Here is a 15,727-nt window from a genome sequence, read left to right as displayed (position 1 = left end):
ATCCTTTCAATTTTTGACGAAACCAATGGAGGCCTCTCATGGCACCTCGCGTACTCGTATCCGATGAATTGTCGGAAACCGCCGTCCAGATCTTCCGCGATCGCGGCGTCGAAGTCGATTTCCAGCCGAAGCTCGGCAAGGACAAGGACAAGCTGGCCGAGATCATCGGCAACTATGACGGTCTCGCCATCCGCTCCGCCACCAAGGCGACGGAAAAGCTGATTTCGGCTGCGACCAACCTCAAGGTCATCGGCCGCGCCGGCATCGGCGTCGACAATGTCGATATCCCGGCTGCATCGCGCCGCGGCATCATCGTCATGAACACGCCGTTCGGCAACTCGATCACGACGGCCGAGCACGCCATCGCGCTGATGTTCGCCGTTGCCCGCCAACTGCCGCAGGCCGATACCTCGACCCAGGCCGGCAAATGGGAAAAATCGAAATTCATGGGCGTCGAGATCACCGGCAAGACGCTGGGTGTCATCGGCGCCGGCAATATCGGCTCGATCGTCTGCTCGCGCGCCATCGGCCTGAAGATGCACGTGCTCGCCTATGACCCCTTCCTGTCGAAAGAGCGCGCCGAAGAAATGGGCGTCACCAAGGTCGAGCTTGACGAACTGCTGGCCCAGGCCGATTTCATCACCCTGCACGTGCCGATGACCGACAAGACACGCGGCATCCTGAACCGCGAAGCACTGGCGAAAACCAAGCCGGGCGTACGCATCATCAACTGTGCGCGCGGCGGCCTGGTCGACGAGCATGCGCTGGCAGATGCCATCAAGTCCGGTCATGTCGCCGGTGCCGGTTTCGACGTGTTCGAGGTCGAGCCTGCGACGGAAAGCCCGCTGTTTGGCCTGCCGAACGTCGTCTGCACGCCGCATCTCGGCGCTTCCACCACGGAAGCGCAGGAGAACGTCGCCCTGCAGGTCGCCGAGCAGATGTCGGATTACCTCGTCAAGGGCGCTGTTTCCAATGCCATCAACATGCCGTCGATCACGGCTGAAGAAGCGCCGATCCTGAAGCCGTTCATCAGGCTTGCCGACGTGCTCGGCGCCTTTGTCGGCCAGGTAACGGAAAGCGCCATCAAGGAGATCGAGATCCTCTATGACGGCTCGACTGCCTCGATGAACACCAAGGCGCTGACGAGTGCAGCCCTTGCCGGACTGATCCGCAGCCAGGTCTCCGACGTCAACATGGTTTCGGCGCCGGTGATGATCAAGGAGAAGGGCATCATCCTCTCCGAGGTCAAGCGCGACAAATCGGGCGTTTTCGACGGTTACATCAAGCTGACGGTGACGACGGCCAATCAGACGCGCTCGGTTGCCGGCACCGTCTTCTCGGACGGCAAGCCGCGCTTCATCCAGATCAAGGATATCAACCTGGATGCCGATGTCGGCAATCACATGGTCTATATCACCAATACCGACGTTCCCGGCATGATCGGCTTCATCGGTACGACCCTTGGCAATGCCGGCGTCAACATCGCCAACTTCCAGCTCGGCCGTCATCATGCCGGCTCCGATGCCATCGCGCTTCTTTATGTCGATGGTGCGGTGTCGGAAGAGGTGCTCGACAAGCTGCGGGCCAACCCGGCAATCCGCCAGGCCAAGCAACTGGTGTTTAACGTCGATTGATCAGCGCTGCGCGCGAGCGCGGAGCCCCAAACTGACAAAAGGACGCGCCGGACCTGTTTCCGGCGCGTTTGTCGTTGATGAAAGCGAGCGGCATGACCGAGAAAAATACGGCTCATCGTTGGCGCCCTGCCGATGCGGCGGACGTTGGTGTGATCTATGACATCCAGTGCATCTCTCATGCGCTTCAGCCCGAGGCGCATGATGTGCTTCTGGAACGGCTGCTGCTTTGCCCGCAGGGATGCTTTGTGTTGGAAAACGGTGGGGTGGTTTCGGGATATGTTCTGAGCCACCCCTGGGTCCGGCGGGCGCCGCCGCCGATCGACGTCCCGCTCGGGGCGATCCCTGCAGAGGCAGACGCGTGGTATTTACATGACCTGGCATTGCTGCCGGGTACGCGCGGCTCCGGCGCTGGGGCCAAGATTTCGGCGTTGCTTGCCGAGCAGGCCCGTTTGGCCGGTTATCGGACGGTCGCGTTGGTCTCGGTCAATGGATCGCAGGGGTTCTGGGAGGGCCAAGGTTTTTCGGTGTGCATGGATGATGCACTGGCTGCGAAGCTCGAGTGTTATGGCGGCCAGGCCGTCTATATGGAGCGAGATCTGCCCGGCCGCGGAAGCTGAGAGTGGTCTAACTCGCCTCGGCCTCTTGCTGCGGACGCGGCCGGCCCCTCTCGGCAACCGCGATGCCGCCCAGCACCAGCACCATGGCGACGACATGGAATGTCTGCAGCGCCTCGCCGATGAGCGCGATGGACAGGAGCGTGCCGAAGATCGGGATTGTGTTGATGAACAGGCCGGCGCGGTTGGGACCGATCAGTTCGACGCCGCGCACATAGAGTATTTGCGACACCAGCGAAGGCAACAGGCCGGCATAGGCGACGATGGCCCAGCCTTGAGCATCGGGCAAGAGGAGCCGGCCCGTGGAAAACTCCCAGACGATGAGCGGTATGCTGCTAAGCAGGGCGCCCAGGGCGGATATCGCGATCAGGCTTTTCCAGTGAATATTCGGCTTCCAGCGCAACGCCACGGTATAGCCGGCATAGACGAGCACGGCGGCCATCATCAGAGCATCACCCTGATTGAGCTGGAGCGACAGGAGCGTGGAGAGATCGCCATGCGACGCGGTCAGCGCCACGCCGAACAGCGTCAGCGTGAAGCCGGCGATCTGCGCCATCGAAAAGGCCGTGCGGAAGAGCAGGTAGTTCAGCACGAAAATCACCATGGGGATGCCGGCCTGCTCAATGACGGCGTTGATGGCGCTGGTATACTGCAGCGCTGAGTATAGAAACGCGTTGAAGGCGGTGAAGCCCACCGTGCCGTAGCCGAGCAGGAGCAGCCAGTTCCTGCGGATCGCGGGAAGGTCGCGGCGCACCTGCGGCGCCGCGAATATCAGAAGCACGGTACAGGCAACCACCCAGCGCAAGCTGGTCAGCATCATCGGGCTGACATGGCCGACCGCCATCTTGCCGGCGACCGAGTTGCCGCCCCAGATCAGGGTGGTGATGCAAAGAATGACATAGGCTTGAAGATTTATGGGCACGGCGTTCCTGGGCGAGGCAAGTGGAGTACGATGGCGACAGGCGGAATAGCGCGGTCAAATCGGGCCGTCATCACACCGCGTTCGCATTGAATCAATCCGGCGAACATAAGGCAACCCCGCATTATTAGCCGTGCCGGATGGGGACGGGTCTACAGGCGACGGAACGCAGGTATGTGCGGCGCTCTAGCGATTTGAAACTCCTGCATAATTCCTCCATAACTCGTCGTATAAGGAATATGCAGTAGCCGTTGGCTGCGAACAGGGGGTGACGGCGCGCGTTGTAAAATACCTTGGCGCAGTGTGCTTGCTGACGGATGCAAGGAGGGGCGAATAACCGGTCAATCCTGTCCGTCCGGCGGGTATCTGCTGTGATCCCGCACTGCCGAAGTCGGCCCTGCCTTTCTCTTCGAGGCTTAAATGCCCTCTTTGTCATGCAAAAAGCCCCGATCCAGCCCTAAACAGGGTCGCTTTCCAAAAAACAAAACAGTATAGATGCGCGGGTTTGAAGACAGCGCAATGACTGGCGCGTGGAAACAGGAAAACTGAAATGACGAATGTCGTGGTGGTCGGATCGCAATGGGGTGACGAAGGCAAAGGCAAGATTGTCGACTGGCTCTCGGAGCGCGCCGACGTCGTCGTGCGCTTTCAGGGCGGTCACAATGCCGGGCATACCCTGGTGATCGACGGCACCAGCTACAAGCTTTCCCTGCTGCCATCGGGCGTCGTACGTCCGGGCAAGCTCGCCGTCATCGGCAATGGCGTCGTCATCGATCCGCATGCGCTGATCGCCGAAATCGAGAAGCTCGACAAGCAGGGCGTGACGATCACGCCGGAAAACCTGCGCATCGCCGACAATGCGACGCTCATCCTGTCGCTGCATCGCGAGCTCGACGGTATCCGCGAAGACGCAGCGTCCAACAGCGGCACCAAGATCGGCACCACCCGCCGCGGCATCGGCCCTGCCTATGAGGACAAAGTCGGCCGCCGCGCCATCCGGGTCATGGATCTTGCCGACCTCGACACGCTGCCGGCCAAGGTGGACCGTCTCCTGACACACCACAACGCGCTGCGCCGCGGCCTTGGCGAGGCGGAAGTGAGCCATGAGGCGATCATGACGGAACTGTCCTCCATCGCAGCCCGGGTCCTGCCGTTCATGGACACCGTCTGGCTGCTGCTCGACCGTCATCGCCGCAAGGGTGCGCGCATCCTGTTCGAGGGCGCGCAGGGCACGCTGCTCGACATCGATCACGGCACTTATCCTTTCGTCACCTCGTCCAATACCGTGGCGGGGCAGGCAGCTGCAGGGTCAGGCATGGGTCCGGGTGCGCTCGGCTATATCCTCGGCATCACCAAGGCCTACACGACGCGGGTCGGCGAGGGACCGTTCCCGACCGAACTGCACGACGAAATCGGCCAGTTCCTCGGCGAAAGGGGCCACGAGTTCGGCACCGTGACGGGTCGCAAGCGCCGCTGCGGTTGGTTCGACGCAGCGCTTGTGCGCCAGTCTGTGGCGACCAATGGCATTACCGGCATCGCGCTGACCAAGCTTGATGTGCTCGACGGGCTCGATGAGCTGAAGATCTGCGTCGGCTATACGCTGGACGGCGTCGAGATCGATCATCTGCCGGCCGGCCAGGCGCAGCAGGCGCAGGCAAAGCCCGTCTACATTACGCTGGAAGGCTGGAAGGAATCGACTGTCGGCGCCCGCAAATGGGCAGATCTTCCGGCCCAGGCGATCAAATATGTTCGCCAGGTGGAGGAGTTGATCGGCGCGCCGGTCGCGCTGCTTTCGACCAGCCCCGAGCGCGATGACACGATACTTGTGACAGACCCGTTTGAGGACTAGTCTCGCGTTTGCGACTGGGGATGGGTCTGGCGTAAACACGCCGATTGTATGAGAAAGTTCTGATGGCGGATTTTGTTGCAGTCATTCGAAGGACCGTCGATGGTCTGTCGGACAACGTTCCCGAAATGCGGGCCAAGGTCTATGAAAAGGCCAGGGGCGCCGTCCGCCGTCAACTCGAAAGCATGAAGCCTCGTCCCTCCGACGAGATGATCGAGCGCCAGATGGTCAAGCTGGAAGCGGCCATCATGGAAGTCGAGAGCGATCACGCCGAAGCGCTTCCGGCGCTTGAGGAGGAACTGGCAGCGGCACCGCCCGAGATTGCTGCCGAGCCCGTCGAGGCCGCTGAGGAACCCGCTGTCGCCGAGGAAGCGCCCCCGGCTGTCGCTGAAGCCCACCCGGCTGTCGAAACAGACGCCGAGGACAGTCATGGCGACGTTGTCGAGGAGCCGTCTCACCAGCCGGTTGAAGCTCATGTCGATGCCGTCGCGCCTATCGACGAAACGGTTGAAAGCCCCGGCTACGAGGAAACGGCGGCGCCAGAGCCTGCGCCGGTTGCTGCCGAGGCGGGGGAAACTTACGGCGAGCAGGGCGAACCAGCACCGGCCGCGGAACCTGTCAGCCAAGCGGAGTTGGCCGAGACGGGCGAGACTGTTGAAGTGCCGGCCGAAGACGAGCCGCTGCAACACGAACTGCCGCAACACCAACTGCCGCTAGACGAGCTGCCGCAACCCGAACTGCGGCAAGACGAGCCGCCGCACGAACTGCGGCAAGACGAACTCCCGCAAGACGAGCTGCCGCAAGCTGCTTCCGAACCCCCTTATGCCGTTGCCGCGCAAACCTCGTCCCAGGACGACGCGCATGTGTCGAGTCTTCTGGAGGATGAGTTCAGCGCGCCGGCGACCGTCAAAGACAAGCCGATGCCCTCGGCGTCGTCCGAGTGGGAATTGCCGGAGTGGAACGATCCGGTTCCAGTCGTCGCGCACAGCCAATCTGTCTGGACCGAGGCGGCGGGCGAGAGTGCGATCACCGACGAAATTCCCGACCTCACAGACTATGAGCGCGCCGAACCGGCCGCGTCACCGCACGCCGCGTCCAGCGGCAAAGAGCAGGAGACCGCCGAACCCTCGCACTCCTGGGCATGGGACGACAGCGATCCCTTCACCCAGAAATCGGCAACGGGCGCGGACAGCACCGAGCCTGCCATTTCCGACTGGTCCTGGCCTGTCGAGAAACAAGCCCCGGCGGACGAGCAGAAGCCTGCCGGCGATGCCTGGAATGATGTCGACGACCTTCTCCATTACAATGCTGCCCCGGCGGCGACTGGTGCTGCAGCGGCCTTTCAGCAGAATCGGGAAGCGGCGGGTGTCGGGGAGGATCTGGCGGTTGCCTCCAGGCCCGTCTCCTACCGTGCCGAACCGAAGCGTTCTTCGATCAATCTAAAGGTCATCGCGATCGTAGCGGCTATTCTCATCATTCTCGGTGGCGCGACTTATGCGTATTGGCGAAACCAGGAGGCGGTGAACGCCTGGGTTACCGCCACGATTGATTCCCTGACTGCACAGATCCCGGCGCAGAAGACGCCGGATGCGACGGGCTCGCAAGCGACCAAGAACGTCGCCACGCCGGAGGCGAGCAAACAGGCTGAAACCCCGCCCAGCACTGAGGTGGCTTCAGTTGAAGGCAGCAGCACCAAATTCACGCAGCGGCTGCAGGCGGATGGTACGGAGGTCGATCAGGGACCTGCACCCGTGCCGGGCGGGGAAGCGGCCTCCGAGGAAGGCAAATCCGTCGCTGCGCAGACAGAGGCAGGCGCACCGCAGGACGTCGCGCAGGCAACGCCCGGCGGCCAGGCCGACAATGCCCAACCCGCCCAGGCGGTGCCGGAGCAGCAGAACGCAGTCAATCCCGCGACGCAGCAGATTCCTGCCGGCGCCCAGAAAATGTTCCTCTATGAAGAACGGCTCGGACAGTCCGCGCCGACGGCGATCGAGGGCAATGTCGCCTGGTCGGTGAAGGAGGAATCTCCGGGTGGCGACGCCAAACCGGAGCCGGTCGTCCAGGCGCAGATCAATGTTCCGGAACGCGGTCTGACGGCGTTGATGACGATCAAGCGCAATGCCGATACCTCGCTGCCGGCGAGCCATGTCATCGAGTTCGTTTTCTCCCTGCCGGAGAATTTCGAGGGCGGCAGCATCGAAAGCGTCCAGCGGGTCGCGATGAAGCGCAACGAGCAGGATCGTGGCGATCCGCTGATCGCTGTGCCGGCGAAGATCACGGAAGACTTCCACATGATCGCGCTCAACGATTTCCCCGAGGCAGTGGCGACGAATACAGAGCTGCTGCGCAGCCGCAGCTGGATCGATATCCCGCTGACCTATCGCAATGGTCGCCGCGCGCTGCTGACGCTTGAAAAGGGTCCTGCTGGCACCGAGGCCTTCGCCAAGGCCATGCAGGCCTGGAGCCTCGCCGCCAAGCCGAACCCCGCCGGCCAGTAATTTGGCAGGCGCCGCCTGAACGAAAAAAGCCCGGCTGGAAATGATCCAGCCGGGCTTTTTGTTGAAATGGCGATCCGATCAGGCGCTTTCGACGACGCGAAGGGCATTCTGCCGGTCGAGCGCGGCCTTGCGAACGGCGTCCTGAACCTTTTCGAAGGCGCGGACCTCGATCTGTCGAACGCGCTCGCGGCTGATGTCGAATTCCGTCGACAGGTCTTCGAGCGTCACAGGCTCTTCGGTCAGGCGGCGAGCCTCGAAGATACGGCGTTCGCGATCGTTCAGCACCTTCATGGCGCCCGACAGCAGGCTGCGGCGGTTTTCCAGCTCGTCCTGCTCGATGAGCATTTCTTCCTGTGTGTCGTGGTCATCGACCAGCCAGTCCTGCCATTGGCCGGACTCGCCTTCCCCCGCCTTAATCGGCGCGTTGAGCGACGCATCGCCGGAAAGACGCTGGTTCATCGACACGACTTCGGCCTCAGACACGTTCAGCGTCGTGGCGATCTGCTTGACCTGCTCAGGCTTCAGATCGCCCTCGTCGAGGGCCTGGATCTTGCCCTTGAGACGTCGCAGGTTGAAGAACAGCCGCTTCTGATTGGCGGTCGTGCCCATTTTGACGAGCGACCACGAGCGCAGGATATATTCCTGGATCGAGGCCTTGATCCACCACATGGCGTAGGTTGCCAGGCGGAAGCCGCGTTCCGGATCGAACTTCTTGACGGCCTGCATGAGGCCGACATTGCCTTCGGAAACGACTTCGCCGATCGGCAGGCCATAGCCGCGATAGCCCATGGCGATCTTCGCCACGAGGCGCAAATGGCTGGTCACGAGCTGATGGGCCGCCTTGCGGTCGTCATGCTCCTGGTACCGCTTGGCGAGCATGTACTCTTCCTGCGGCTCGAGCATCGGAAACTTGCGGATTTCGTCGAGGTAACGATTGAGACCGCCTTCTCCGGCGGTAATGGACGGTAACGTACTGCGGGCCATTATGCACCCCCCTTTCGCGTTCCGGCCTCCTTGTGGCAAGCCGGGCTTGTGGGTCTGTCCGACCCCACATGCTCATAGATAAGTGCGGCGAAAGCATGATTCAAGGACTCCGGTTTCACGCGGGCGCGAAGCCGGAGAAGCGAATGCTCCATGCAGGTTACCACATGTAAATCGTGTTCTCCGGCGAGATATCAAGGGCGGAATTGCACAAAATTCACCCATTTGTCCGGCCCGTCCCGCGCAAAGCGGGAATAAACGGCAATCCCGTTCAGTGAACCGAAGAGCCGCTTTCTTCCTCCTCCGAGGAGATCACATCTGCGCTTCTTGCAGTCAGGCGAACCCGGTTGTCGTCGACGCTTTCGACAAGGTCGATATCGATGAAGTGGTGATGGTCTTCGTGACCGGCGCCGCTGTCCTTCTTCGTGAGCTTTATCCGCTTTCCTTCGACGCGATCCACGGTCCCGATGTGCAGGCCGTCCGCGCTGATGATCTCGGCGTGTTCCTTGATTTGACTGACATCGAACATGGTTTTCTCCTTTTCACAGGTTGGTAAAACGCGCCAAGCCGCAAAAGGATGCATATGTCCGGACGTTAGGCCCCTAAGTCAGGTTGTACGCCACGCACGGTAGTTCGCTCGTGTTCTCCGGTTCGCTCTGGCGAATAGCAGGCTGTATTCGCCTTGCTTCAACCGCGCAGTGCCTCGACCAGTTCACGCATATCGTCGGGAACCGGCGATTCGAAATGCATGGTTTCGCCGGTTGACGGGTGCTCGAAGGCCAGCATGAAAGCGTGCAGCGCCTGGCGGGGGAAGCGGTTGACGACGGCTTTTGCTGCATCCGGCAGCAGATTGGCCTTGGTCTTGAACGCTGCGCCATAATCCTGGTCGCCGATCAGCGGATGGCCGATATAAGCCATGTGCACGCGGATCTGGTGCGTGCGGCCGGTTTCGAGATGGCATTCGACCATCGAAGCGAGCGCCGTCGCATCGGGCTTTTCGTGGTAGCGCTCGATGACCTCGTAATGGGTGATCGCCTCGCGCGCATCATCCGTGCCTTCCTGCTTGACGGCACGCTTGACGCGGTCGCCGGCGCGGCCGAGTGGTGCATCGATCGTCCCCTTCAGGCCGCGTGGCCGCCCCCAGACGACGGCCATGTAGGCGCGCTCCAGCGGGCCGGTGCGGCCGTGGTCGGAAAACTGGTCGGAGAGATGCCGATGTGCCCCGTCGTTCTTGGCCACGACCATGACGCCGCTGGTATCCTTGTCCAGGCGATGGACGATGCCGGGGCGCTTGACGCCGCCGATGCCCGACAGGCTGTCGCCGCAATGATGGATCAGCGCATTGACCAGCGTGCCGGTCCAGTTTCCGGCGCCGGGATGAACGACGAGGCCTGGCGGCTTGACCAGCACGATCAGGTCGTCATCCTCGTAGAGCACGTCGAGCGGGATATCTTCGCCCTTGGGTTCGGGATCTTCCGGTTCCGGCAGGCCGATCTCGAAGACGTCGCCCGGCTGCACCTTCTTCTTCGCCTCCGTCACGGTCTTGCCGTTGACGGTAACCTCGCCCTGCTCGATCAGGCCTTTGATGCGGTTGCGGGAAAACTCGCCGGCCAGCGCCTCCGTCAGGAACGCGTCCATGCGCCCGCTTGCGTCCTCATTTGCGGTCAGGACTTTCCTAATCGCCGGGGCTTGTTTAAAGGGATCGCTCATTCTTCGTTCCATTCCGCAGGTAAGGCCAGCCATGTCTACTCAGAAACCAGACGAACAGGAAGAAAAGCCGCTCGATCCGGTGATGGAGAACGTGCGCCGCAAGATGATCCGCCTGCAGCTTGTCTCGGCCGGTGTCATGTTGGTGATGCTTATGGTCGTGCTTGGAGCGATTGTCTACAAGCTAACACGGCTGAGCGACCAGGATGGCCCGCAAACGGCCGCCGTTTCAGTTCCGAGCGATGCGCCGCAGACTGCGGTTGCCGCCCTTCCGGCCGGATTTGAGGTTTCGGATGTTGCCCTGTCGGGCGGCCAGATCCTGTTCTACGGCGCGGTCGGCAGTGGCGACCGCAAGGCGTTCATTTTCGATATCGCGGCCGGCCGCATCGTCGCGGATGTGACTGTTAAGCCGAACTGAGCGGGACAGGCTCGTGACGAACGTCCCCGTCCGTATCGACGATCCGGCTGATCCGCGCATCGCCGGCTTCGTATCGATCAAGGAAAAGGATCTTACCGGGCGGCACGGCCGGTTCATCGCCGAGGGCACCGTCGTGCTGCGCATGCTTGCCGCCGCGCATCGGGCGGGCCGGGGTGTTGCGGCCGAGGCAATCCTGCTGCTCGAAAACCGGGTCAGCGGGCTCAGTGATATTCTCGCTGAATTCCCGGCCGATATTCCCGTCTACGTCGCCGATGCCCTGGTGTTCGATGCCATTGCCGGCTTCAACATGCATCGTGGTGTGATGGCGCTCGGGCGGCGTGATCAAGCCCCCCGAATGGATGTCCTGGTCGGTGGTCTACCCGTAAAAAGCCTGGTGCTGGCCGCCTGTGGCATCTCCAATCACGACAATATGGGGTCGATGTTCCGCAATGCCGCGGCATTCGGTGCCGATGCGGTGCTGATGGACGAAACCAGTTGCGATCCCATGTACCGCAAGGCGATCCGCGTGTCCGTCGGTTCGGTCCTGACCGTGCCCTTTGCCCGCGAAGGCTCGGTTGCCGCGCTGGTGTCGAAACTGCAGGCGGAGGGGTTCTCGATCTGGGGACTGTCGCCGCGCGGGCAAACCGATCTGCGCGACATTGCGCCTTCGCCGCGCACCGCGCTTCTGGTGGGTACGGAAGGCGAGGGGCTGCCGCAGCATATCCTCTCCTCGATCCGCACGGCCCGCGTTCGCCAGCGACCCGGCCTCGACAGCCTCAACGTCGCGACGGCGACCGGCATTGCGCTGCATCAGGTCGCGATGATCAACGGGTTTATTTGACGGCGTTTATGGCTGTTCGGGCGGCAGCATGTTCTTGACGCGGCGGGCGAGGCTTTTTCCGCTTCCGTCGGCTTGCGCGCCTGCGGGGTTGAGAAGGGCCGGTATCGGTGAGGCCGGGCCTTCCTTTGTCGCCGTCAACACCACCATGGTCGCCGCGATTTCGGCAATTTCTTCCCGCAGGGCGTCGTCGTGAGACGCCGTTCTTGAATTGACCAGTCGTTCCGACAGGGCAGCCGCCCGGTTGCGGGCGGCTTCCGCTGGTGCAGTCAGATCGATCGCGACACTTGTGGGGCCGGACTGGTCCGCTGTAGCCTTCGCGTCGACGGGCAGACCGCCAGCGGAGGATACTTCTGCCAGAGGCCTTTTATCTTTGCGCACGGGCATCGCCAGGCCGGCAGCGCCGGCATCCCTGATCTTTGCCTTCAACCGCTCGATTTCCGCTGCACGGCGCTCCAGGAAGTTATCCTTGTCCGCATTGGCCGCAATCGCCCTTGCAAGCTTGGCTTCGAACTGGCGGATGCGGGTTTCGTCGCGGGCAAGCCGGACTTCCAGTTCACGCGCCCTGGCGCTTTCCGCTCTCAGTTCGTTGCGCAGGTTATCACGCTCATCCTTCAACCCGGCAATGCGGCTTTTCAGGTTTTCCGCCTCCGTATCGGAGGTGACGGCGTCGATCTTCAGGTTATCGAGGTCGGCGGTGAAGTGGTCCAGTTGACGATGCAAAGTCCTGATGTCGGCGTTCTTCTTGACGTTGTCGCGCTCCAGGTCCGCCAAACTGGCTTTCAGCCGCTCGATCGTCTGCTCCAGTTGGCGGGCGGTGGAACGCAGGTCGGCAGCCTCGACATTCATGTCGGCGATCTGGGTGTGCAGATCGGCATTCTCGCCGGCGAGGCGCCGGGCGTCTTTCAGCACGGCGTCATTCTGCAGCATCAGGGTAACGGTCTTGTCGCGTTCGCGCTTCAGGACCTGGCTGGTGCGGGCGTTTTCCGCGGCATAACCGGCGCGGGCCGCATCCTTCTGTGCCCGCACTTCCTGTGGAGACAGCGGCATCGTCGCCTTCAGCCGATCTTCGGCGAAGCGGACAATACGTTTGTAAACGGCAGGCGCAGCCAGAAGGCCGAGAATGGCCGCCGTCAGGAAACCGAGCGCAAACAGGAGTGCGAATTCAATCAAGGGCTGGCCATTTCAATTCGAAGCACACGGCAATGGTTCTCGTCTCACCAGGTTCGCAAGCGTACCCACACTATCACTTCAAGTATTCGCGGACGCGCCTTTTTTGCAAGACGCGTCCGCTGAACAAATGATGGAAACAATAACCGCGCCTTTATCTCAGAAGGGGTTCCATGTCGGCTGCTCGGTGAGCTTCAAATAGCCGACATTGATGCCCAGTCGTGCGCCGATCCCGGTGCGGATCGGCACCAGCACGATGTTGTCATCGGTCAGCACGGTCATGCCGACGCCTGCGACCACATAGGCGGAGCCGGAGACGCCGCCGAAGCGCTTGTAGAGCGAGGGGACCGCTGGAAGGTTGTAGACCAGCATCATCGCGCGGCTGCCCTGGCCGCCCCAGTCGATGCCGAGCGACGGGCCCTGCCAGAACACGTTGTGCTGTCCGGCGTTCTTTGTGTAGAGGTCGCCTTCGCCGTAGGTGAGGCCGGCCACGAAAGCGCCGGAGCCTTCCTGGCCAAGGATGTAACCGTTCGGCAGGCCGTATTTGGAAAATGCGTTCTCGACCACCTTGGCAAGGCCGCCGGCGGTCGATCCGAAGAAGCCGTGACCGGCGTCGACGATTTCCTGCATGCTGTACTGGTTGCCGTTGGCACTCTGCGCATGCGAAGCGGTCACAAGGCTGAAAGCAGCCGTCAACGTCACGAGCGTGCGCAGGAGGATGGTTTTCACGGCATTGGCGATCCGTTGCATAGCTTTCTCCGTAAATCCGGGAGCGGCCACGCGCGTTCATTTGCGGGCCGTTGTCTTGCCCCGGTCCGCCTTGTCGCGGGTCCGGGCTGATTGTCAGCAATTTGAACCGATGATCTTAACAATCGGTTTACCAAATGTGGTGTCTTTATGGTCTTCGCCCTTGACGCTATGTCCGCGCAATCTTCGCGGGCTACACAAGTGCTGGGCAAAGCATCGCGCCAGCCGCCAGACCACGCTTTATGAGCCGGAAGCCGAAAGACGGCTATTGAGGAAACGATATGGGAAAGAACCCGAACCTGACCTTGACCGGTCCCGATCTCGCAGCGCTTCTGTGCAGCCGCGTTTGCCATGACATCATTTCTCCCGTCGGCGCCATCAACAACGGCCTCGAGCTTCTGGACGAGGGCGGGGCGGATGCCGATGCGATGGACTTGATCCGCACCAGCGCGCTCAATGCCTCCGTCCGGCTGAAGTTCGCGCGGCTCGCCTTCGGCGCTTCCGGTTCGGTTGGCGCCTCGATCGATACGGGCGAGGCCGAGAAGGCGGCGAAGGATTTCGCCTCCGTCGAAAAAAAGACCGAAGTCACCTGGACCGGCCCGCGTGTGATCATCGCCAAGAACCGGGTGAAGCTGCTGCTCAATCTTTTCCTCATCGCCTATGGCGCCATTCCGCGCGGCGGCTCGATCGAGGTCGTGCTGGAAAACCCTGAATATGACGCGGTCTTCAAGCTGATCGCCAGGGGCCGGATGATGCGCGTGCCGCCGAGGCTGATCGAGCTTCTGTCCGGCACCCTTGAAGAAGCGGTCGATGCACACACGATCCAGCCCTATTACACGGTCCTGCTTGCCGAGGAGGCTGGCATGGAGATCGCGGTCGATTCGACGCCGGAGGAGATCGTCTTTTCCGCCAGGGTGACCGAAGCCTGAGGATCGGAAATAAATCTCTTTTTAGCTGCTGCGGTAACAAAATCTTTGCCAAACCCGCATACGGTTGTTGTGAGGGAATGACTCCCGCTTAAGTATAAAGAAGGAGCTAGAGATGCAACGGTTAATGATTGCCGATGATTCTGACGTCGTACGCAAAGTCGGAAAGCGCATTCTCTCCGGCTTGAATTTCCTGGTGTCCGAGGCCGCCAACGGCCTCGAGGCACTCGTGCGTTGCGAAGCAGAATTGCCGAATATCATCATCGTCGATGCAGCTCTTGATGGCGCGTTGGACCTCATCGCCAATATCCGCAACCTGCCCAACGGCAAGACCGTGCGCATCTATTATTGCGTCGTCGAAGCCGACCTGAAGAAGATGATGGCCGGCAAGCGGGCCGGTGCCGACGACTTCCTTCTGAAGCCCTTCGATCGCAAGATCCTGACCAGCGTTTTCGGCAGCCCTTCGGTTGCCGCCTGAGCAAAATCTATTCCCTATCCGCCAGATGAAGCCGCTGCCTCGGGTCGCGGCTTTTTTAATGCGCGCTTTTGGCGGTTGGGGTGGCGTCTCGATGCATCCCGGGTCCAGAAACGGAAAAACCCGCCATTTCGGGCGGGTTTTCACATTCACTTTGGCACGACCAACCGCGGCGCCTCCACATATGCGGAATGCGGGCGCCGCCGGGTGATGGCACAGGCGAAAATCAGGCGCTTTCGGCGTAATCGCCGTCCGGCTCGCGCAACACATAGCCGCGGCCCCAGACGGTCTCGATGTAGTTCGCGCCGCCTGCGGCATTGGCCAGCTTCTTGCGCAGCTTGCAGATGAAGACGTCGATGATCTTCAGTTCCGGCTCGTCCATGCCGCCGTAAAGGTGGTTGAGGAACATTTCCTTGGTGAGGGTGGTGCCCTTGCGGAGCGAGAGAAGCTCCAGCATCTGGTATTCCTTGCCCGTCAGGTGAACGCGCTGGCCGCCGACTTCGACAGTCTTGGCATCCAGGTTGACGATGAGCTCGCCGGTCGAGATGACCGACTGCGCATGGCCCTTGGAGCGGCGGACGATCGCATGGATGCGGGCGACGAGCTCGTCCTTGTGGAAAGGCTTGGTCATGTAGTCGTCGGCGCCGAAGCCGAGGCCGCGAACCTTGTCCTCAATGCCGGCCATGCCGGAGAGGATGAGGATCGGCGTCTTGACCTTGGACAGGCGCAGCGTTCTCAAAACCTCGTATCCGGACATATCCGGCAGGTTGAGATCGAGCAGAATGATGTCGTAGTCATAGAGCTTGCCGAGATCGACGCCCTCTTCACCGAGATCGGTGGTGTAAACGTTAAAACTTTCCGACTTGAGCATCAGTTCGATGCTCTGCGCTGTGGCGCTGTCGTCTTCAATCAGTAGAACCCGCATAATTGTCCCCTTTTCCGCCGCCGAAAGGT

Annotated in this window: 15 protein-coding genes; 8 read left to right on the top strand and 7 right to left on the bottom strand. The window is 61.5% G+C overall.

Annotation, left to right across the window (positions count from 1 at the left end; translation table 11 throughout):
- Positions 1 to 38 precede the first annotated feature (38 nt).
- Together serA and A3AY_RS0121940 are read left to right on the top strand one after the other, a co-directional pair.
- On the top strand, positions 39 to 1,634 hold the full coding sequence (serA, locus tag A3AY_RS0121945) for a phosphoglycerate dehydrogenase (protein WP_018327832.1): 1,596 nt from the start codon (positions 39 to 41) through the stop codon (positions 1,632 to 1,634).
- Between the two features lie 92 nt (positions 1,635 to 1,726).
- Positions 1,727 to 2,251 carry a GNAT family N-acetyltransferase gene (locus tag A3AY_RS0121940; RefSeq protein ID WP_018327831.1) on the top strand — a complete coding sequence of 175 codons (525 nt, stop codon included), beginning with the start codon at positions 1,727 to 1,729 and terminating at the stop codon, positions 2,249 to 2,251.
- A 7-nt stretch (positions 2,252 to 2,258) separates the two neighbouring features.
- On the opposite strand, the gene A3AY_RS0121935 is transcribed toward A3AY_RS0121940, so the two are convergent.
- A complete protein-coding gene (locus tag A3AY_RS0121935) occupies positions 2,259 to 3,164 on the bottom strand; it encodes a DMT family transporter (protein ID WP_026203708.1) in 906 nt (301 codons plus the stop codon).
- Between the two features lie 553 nt (positions 3,165 to 3,717).
- Between A3AY_RS0121935 and A3AY_RS0121930 the strand changes: the two genes are divergently transcribed.
- Together A3AY_RS0121930 and A3AY_RS0121925 are read left to right on the top strand one after the other, a co-directional pair.
- On the top strand, positions 3,718 to 5,016 hold the full coding sequence (locus A3AY_RS0121930) for an adenylosuccinate synthase (RefSeq protein ID WP_018327829.1): 1,299 nt from the start codon (positions 3,718 to 3,720) through the stop codon (positions 5,014 to 5,016).
- Positions 5,017 to 5,078: 62 nt separating this feature from the next.
- Positions 5,079 to 7,511 carry a hypothetical protein gene (locus A3AY_RS0121925; RefSeq protein ID WP_018327828.1) on the top strand — a complete coding sequence of 811 codons (2,433 nt, stop codon included), beginning with the start codon at positions 5,079 to 5,081 and terminating at the stop codon, positions 7,509 to 7,511.
- 78 nt (positions 7,512 to 7,589) lie between these two features.
- Here A3AY_RS0121925 and rpoH read toward each other — a convergent pair whose 3' ends face one another.
- From rpoH to A3AY_RS0121910, 3 genes are all read right to left on the bottom strand, one after another.
- Positions 7,590 to 8,495: an RNA polymerase sigma factor RpoH gene (rpoH, locus tag A3AY_RS0121920; RefSeq protein WP_018327827.1), complete on the bottom strand. Its 906-nt coding sequence runs from the start codon at positions 8,493 to 8,495 to the stop codon at positions 7,590 to 7,592.
- A gap of 268 nt (positions 8,496 to 8,763) precedes the next feature.
- Positions 8,764 to 9,021 carry a DUF2171 domain-containing protein gene (locus A3AY_RS0121915; RefSeq protein ID WP_018327826.1) on the bottom strand — a complete coding sequence of 86 codons (258 nt, stop codon included), beginning with the start codon at positions 9,019 to 9,021 and terminating at the stop codon, positions 8,764 to 8,766.
- Positions 9,022 to 9,179: 158 nt separating this feature from the next.
- On the bottom strand, positions 9,180 to 10,202 hold the full coding sequence (locus A3AY_RS0121910) for an RluA family pseudouridine synthase (protein ID WP_026203707.1): 1,023 nt from the start codon (positions 10,200 to 10,202) through the stop codon (positions 9,180 to 9,182).
- A 31-nt stretch (positions 10,203 to 10,233) separates the two neighbouring features.
- Between A3AY_RS0121910 and A3AY_RS0121905 the strand changes: the two genes are divergently transcribed.
- Together A3AY_RS0121905 and A3AY_RS0121900 are read left to right on the top strand one after the other, a co-directional pair.
- Entirely contained in the window at positions 10,234 to 10,617 is a 384-nt protein-coding gene (locus A3AY_RS0121905; RefSeq protein ID WP_026203706.1) for a hypothetical protein, read from the top strand.
- 13 nt (positions 10,618 to 10,630) lie between these two features.
- Entirely contained in the window at positions 10,631 to 11,458 is an 828-nt protein-coding gene (locus A3AY_RS0121900) for a TrmH family RNA methyltransferase (RefSeq protein ID WP_018327823.1), read from the top strand.
- Positions 11,459 to 11,464: 6 nt separating this feature from the next.
- Here A3AY_RS0121900 and A3AY_RS0121895 read toward each other — a convergent pair whose 3' ends face one another.
- Positions 11,465 to 12,628 (bottom strand): hypothetical protein, encoded by a 1,164-nt coding sequence (locus A3AY_RS0121895; protein ID WP_018327822.1) that lies wholly within the window; start codon positions 12,626 to 12,628, stop codon positions 11,465 to 11,467.
- A gap of 156 nt (positions 12,629 to 12,784) precedes the next feature.
- Positions 12,785 to 13,375, bottom strand: a complete 591-nt coding sequence (locus A3AY_RS0121890) for a DUF1134 domain-containing protein (RefSeq protein ID WP_018327821.1) — start codon at positions 13,373 to 13,375, stop codon at positions 12,785 to 12,787.
- A 278-nt stretch (positions 13,376 to 13,653) separates the two neighbouring features.
- Between A3AY_RS0121890 and chpT the strand changes: the two genes are divergently transcribed.
- Both chpT and A3AY_RS0121880 read left to right on the top strand, forming a co-directional pair.
- Positions 13,654 to 14,301 carry a histidine phosphotransferase ChpT gene (chpT, locus tag A3AY_RS0121885; protein ID WP_018327820.1) on the top strand — a complete coding sequence of 216 codons (648 nt, stop codon included), beginning with the start codon at positions 13,654 to 13,656 and terminating at the stop codon, positions 14,299 to 14,301.
- Between the two features lie 112 nt (positions 14,302 to 14,413).
- Positions 14,414 to 14,776 (top strand): response regulator, encoded by a 363-nt coding sequence (locus tag A3AY_RS0121880; protein ID WP_026203705.1) that lies wholly within the window; start codon positions 14,414 to 14,416, stop codon positions 14,774 to 14,776.
- 223 nt (positions 14,777 to 14,999) lie between these two features.
- Here the strand turns inward: A3AY_RS0121880 and ctrA are convergent, their stop codons facing one another.
- The gene (gene ctrA / locus A3AY_RS0121875; RefSeq protein WP_018327818.1) at positions 15,000 to 15,698 is read right to left on the bottom strand and encodes a response regulator transcription factor CtrA; all 699 of its coding nucleotides are present in this window, start codon (positions 15,696 to 15,698) and stop codon (positions 15,000 to 15,002) included.
- Between the last annotated feature and the right edge of the window lie 29 nt (positions 15,699 to 15,727).

Source organism: Rhizobium giardinii bv. giardinii H152, from assembly GCF_000379605.1.
GTDB classification, from domain to species: Bacteria; Pseudomonadota; Alphaproteobacteria; order Rhizobiales; family Rhizobiaceae; genus Pararhizobium; species Pararhizobium giardinii.
Note: the sequence above shows the minus strand (reverse complement) of the source record. Positions and strands in the feature narration are given on the sequence as shown.

Excerpts from the sequence above, each read along its gene's own strand:
- serA (WP_018327832.1), top strand. The coding sequence starts at position 39 with ATGGCACCTCGCGTACTCGTATCCGATGAATTGTCGGAAACCGCCGTC.
- A3AY_RS0121940 (WP_018327831.1), top strand. The coding sequence starts at position 1,727 with ATGACCGAGAAAAATACGGCTCATCGTTGGCGCCCTGCCGATGCGGCG.
- A3AY_RS0121930 (WP_018327829.1), top strand. The coding sequence starts at position 3,718 with ATGACGAATGTCGTGGTGGTCGGATCGCAATGGGGTGACGAAGGCAAA.
- A3AY_RS0121925 (WP_018327828.1), top strand. The coding sequence starts at position 5,079 with ATGGCGGATTTTGTTGCAGTCATTCGAAGGACCGTCGATGGTCTGTCG.
- rpoH (WP_018327827.1), bottom strand. The coding sequence starts at position 8,495 with ATGGCCCGCAGTACGTTACCGTCCATTACCGCCGGAGAAGGCGGTCTC.
- A3AY_RS0121915 (WP_018327826.1), bottom strand. The coding sequence starts at position 9,021 with ATGTTCGATGTCAGTCAAATCAAGGAACACGCCGAGATCATCAGCGCG.
- A3AY_RS0121910 (WP_026203707.1), bottom strand. The coding sequence starts at position 10,202 with ATGAGCGATCCCTTTAAACAAGCCCCGGCGATTAGGAAAGTCCTGACC.
- A3AY_RS0121905 (WP_026203706.1), top strand. The coding sequence starts at position 10,234 with ATGTCTACTCAGAAACCAGACGAACAGGAAGAAAAGCCGCTCGATCCG.
- A3AY_RS0121890 (WP_018327821.1), bottom strand. The coding sequence starts at position 13,375 with ATGCAACGGATCGCCAATGCCGTGAAAACCATCCTCCTGCGCACGCTC.
- chpT (WP_018327820.1), top strand. The coding sequence starts at position 13,654 with ATGGGAAAGAACCCGAACCTGACCTTGACCGGTCCCGATCTCGCAGCG.
- A3AY_RS0121880 (WP_026203705.1), top strand. The coding sequence starts at position 14,414 with ATGCAACGGTTAATGATTGCCGATGATTCTGACGTCGTACGCAAAGTC.
- ctrA (WP_018327818.1), bottom strand. The coding sequence starts at position 15,698 with ATGCGGGTTCTACTGATTGAAGACGACAGCGCCACAGCGCAGAGCATC.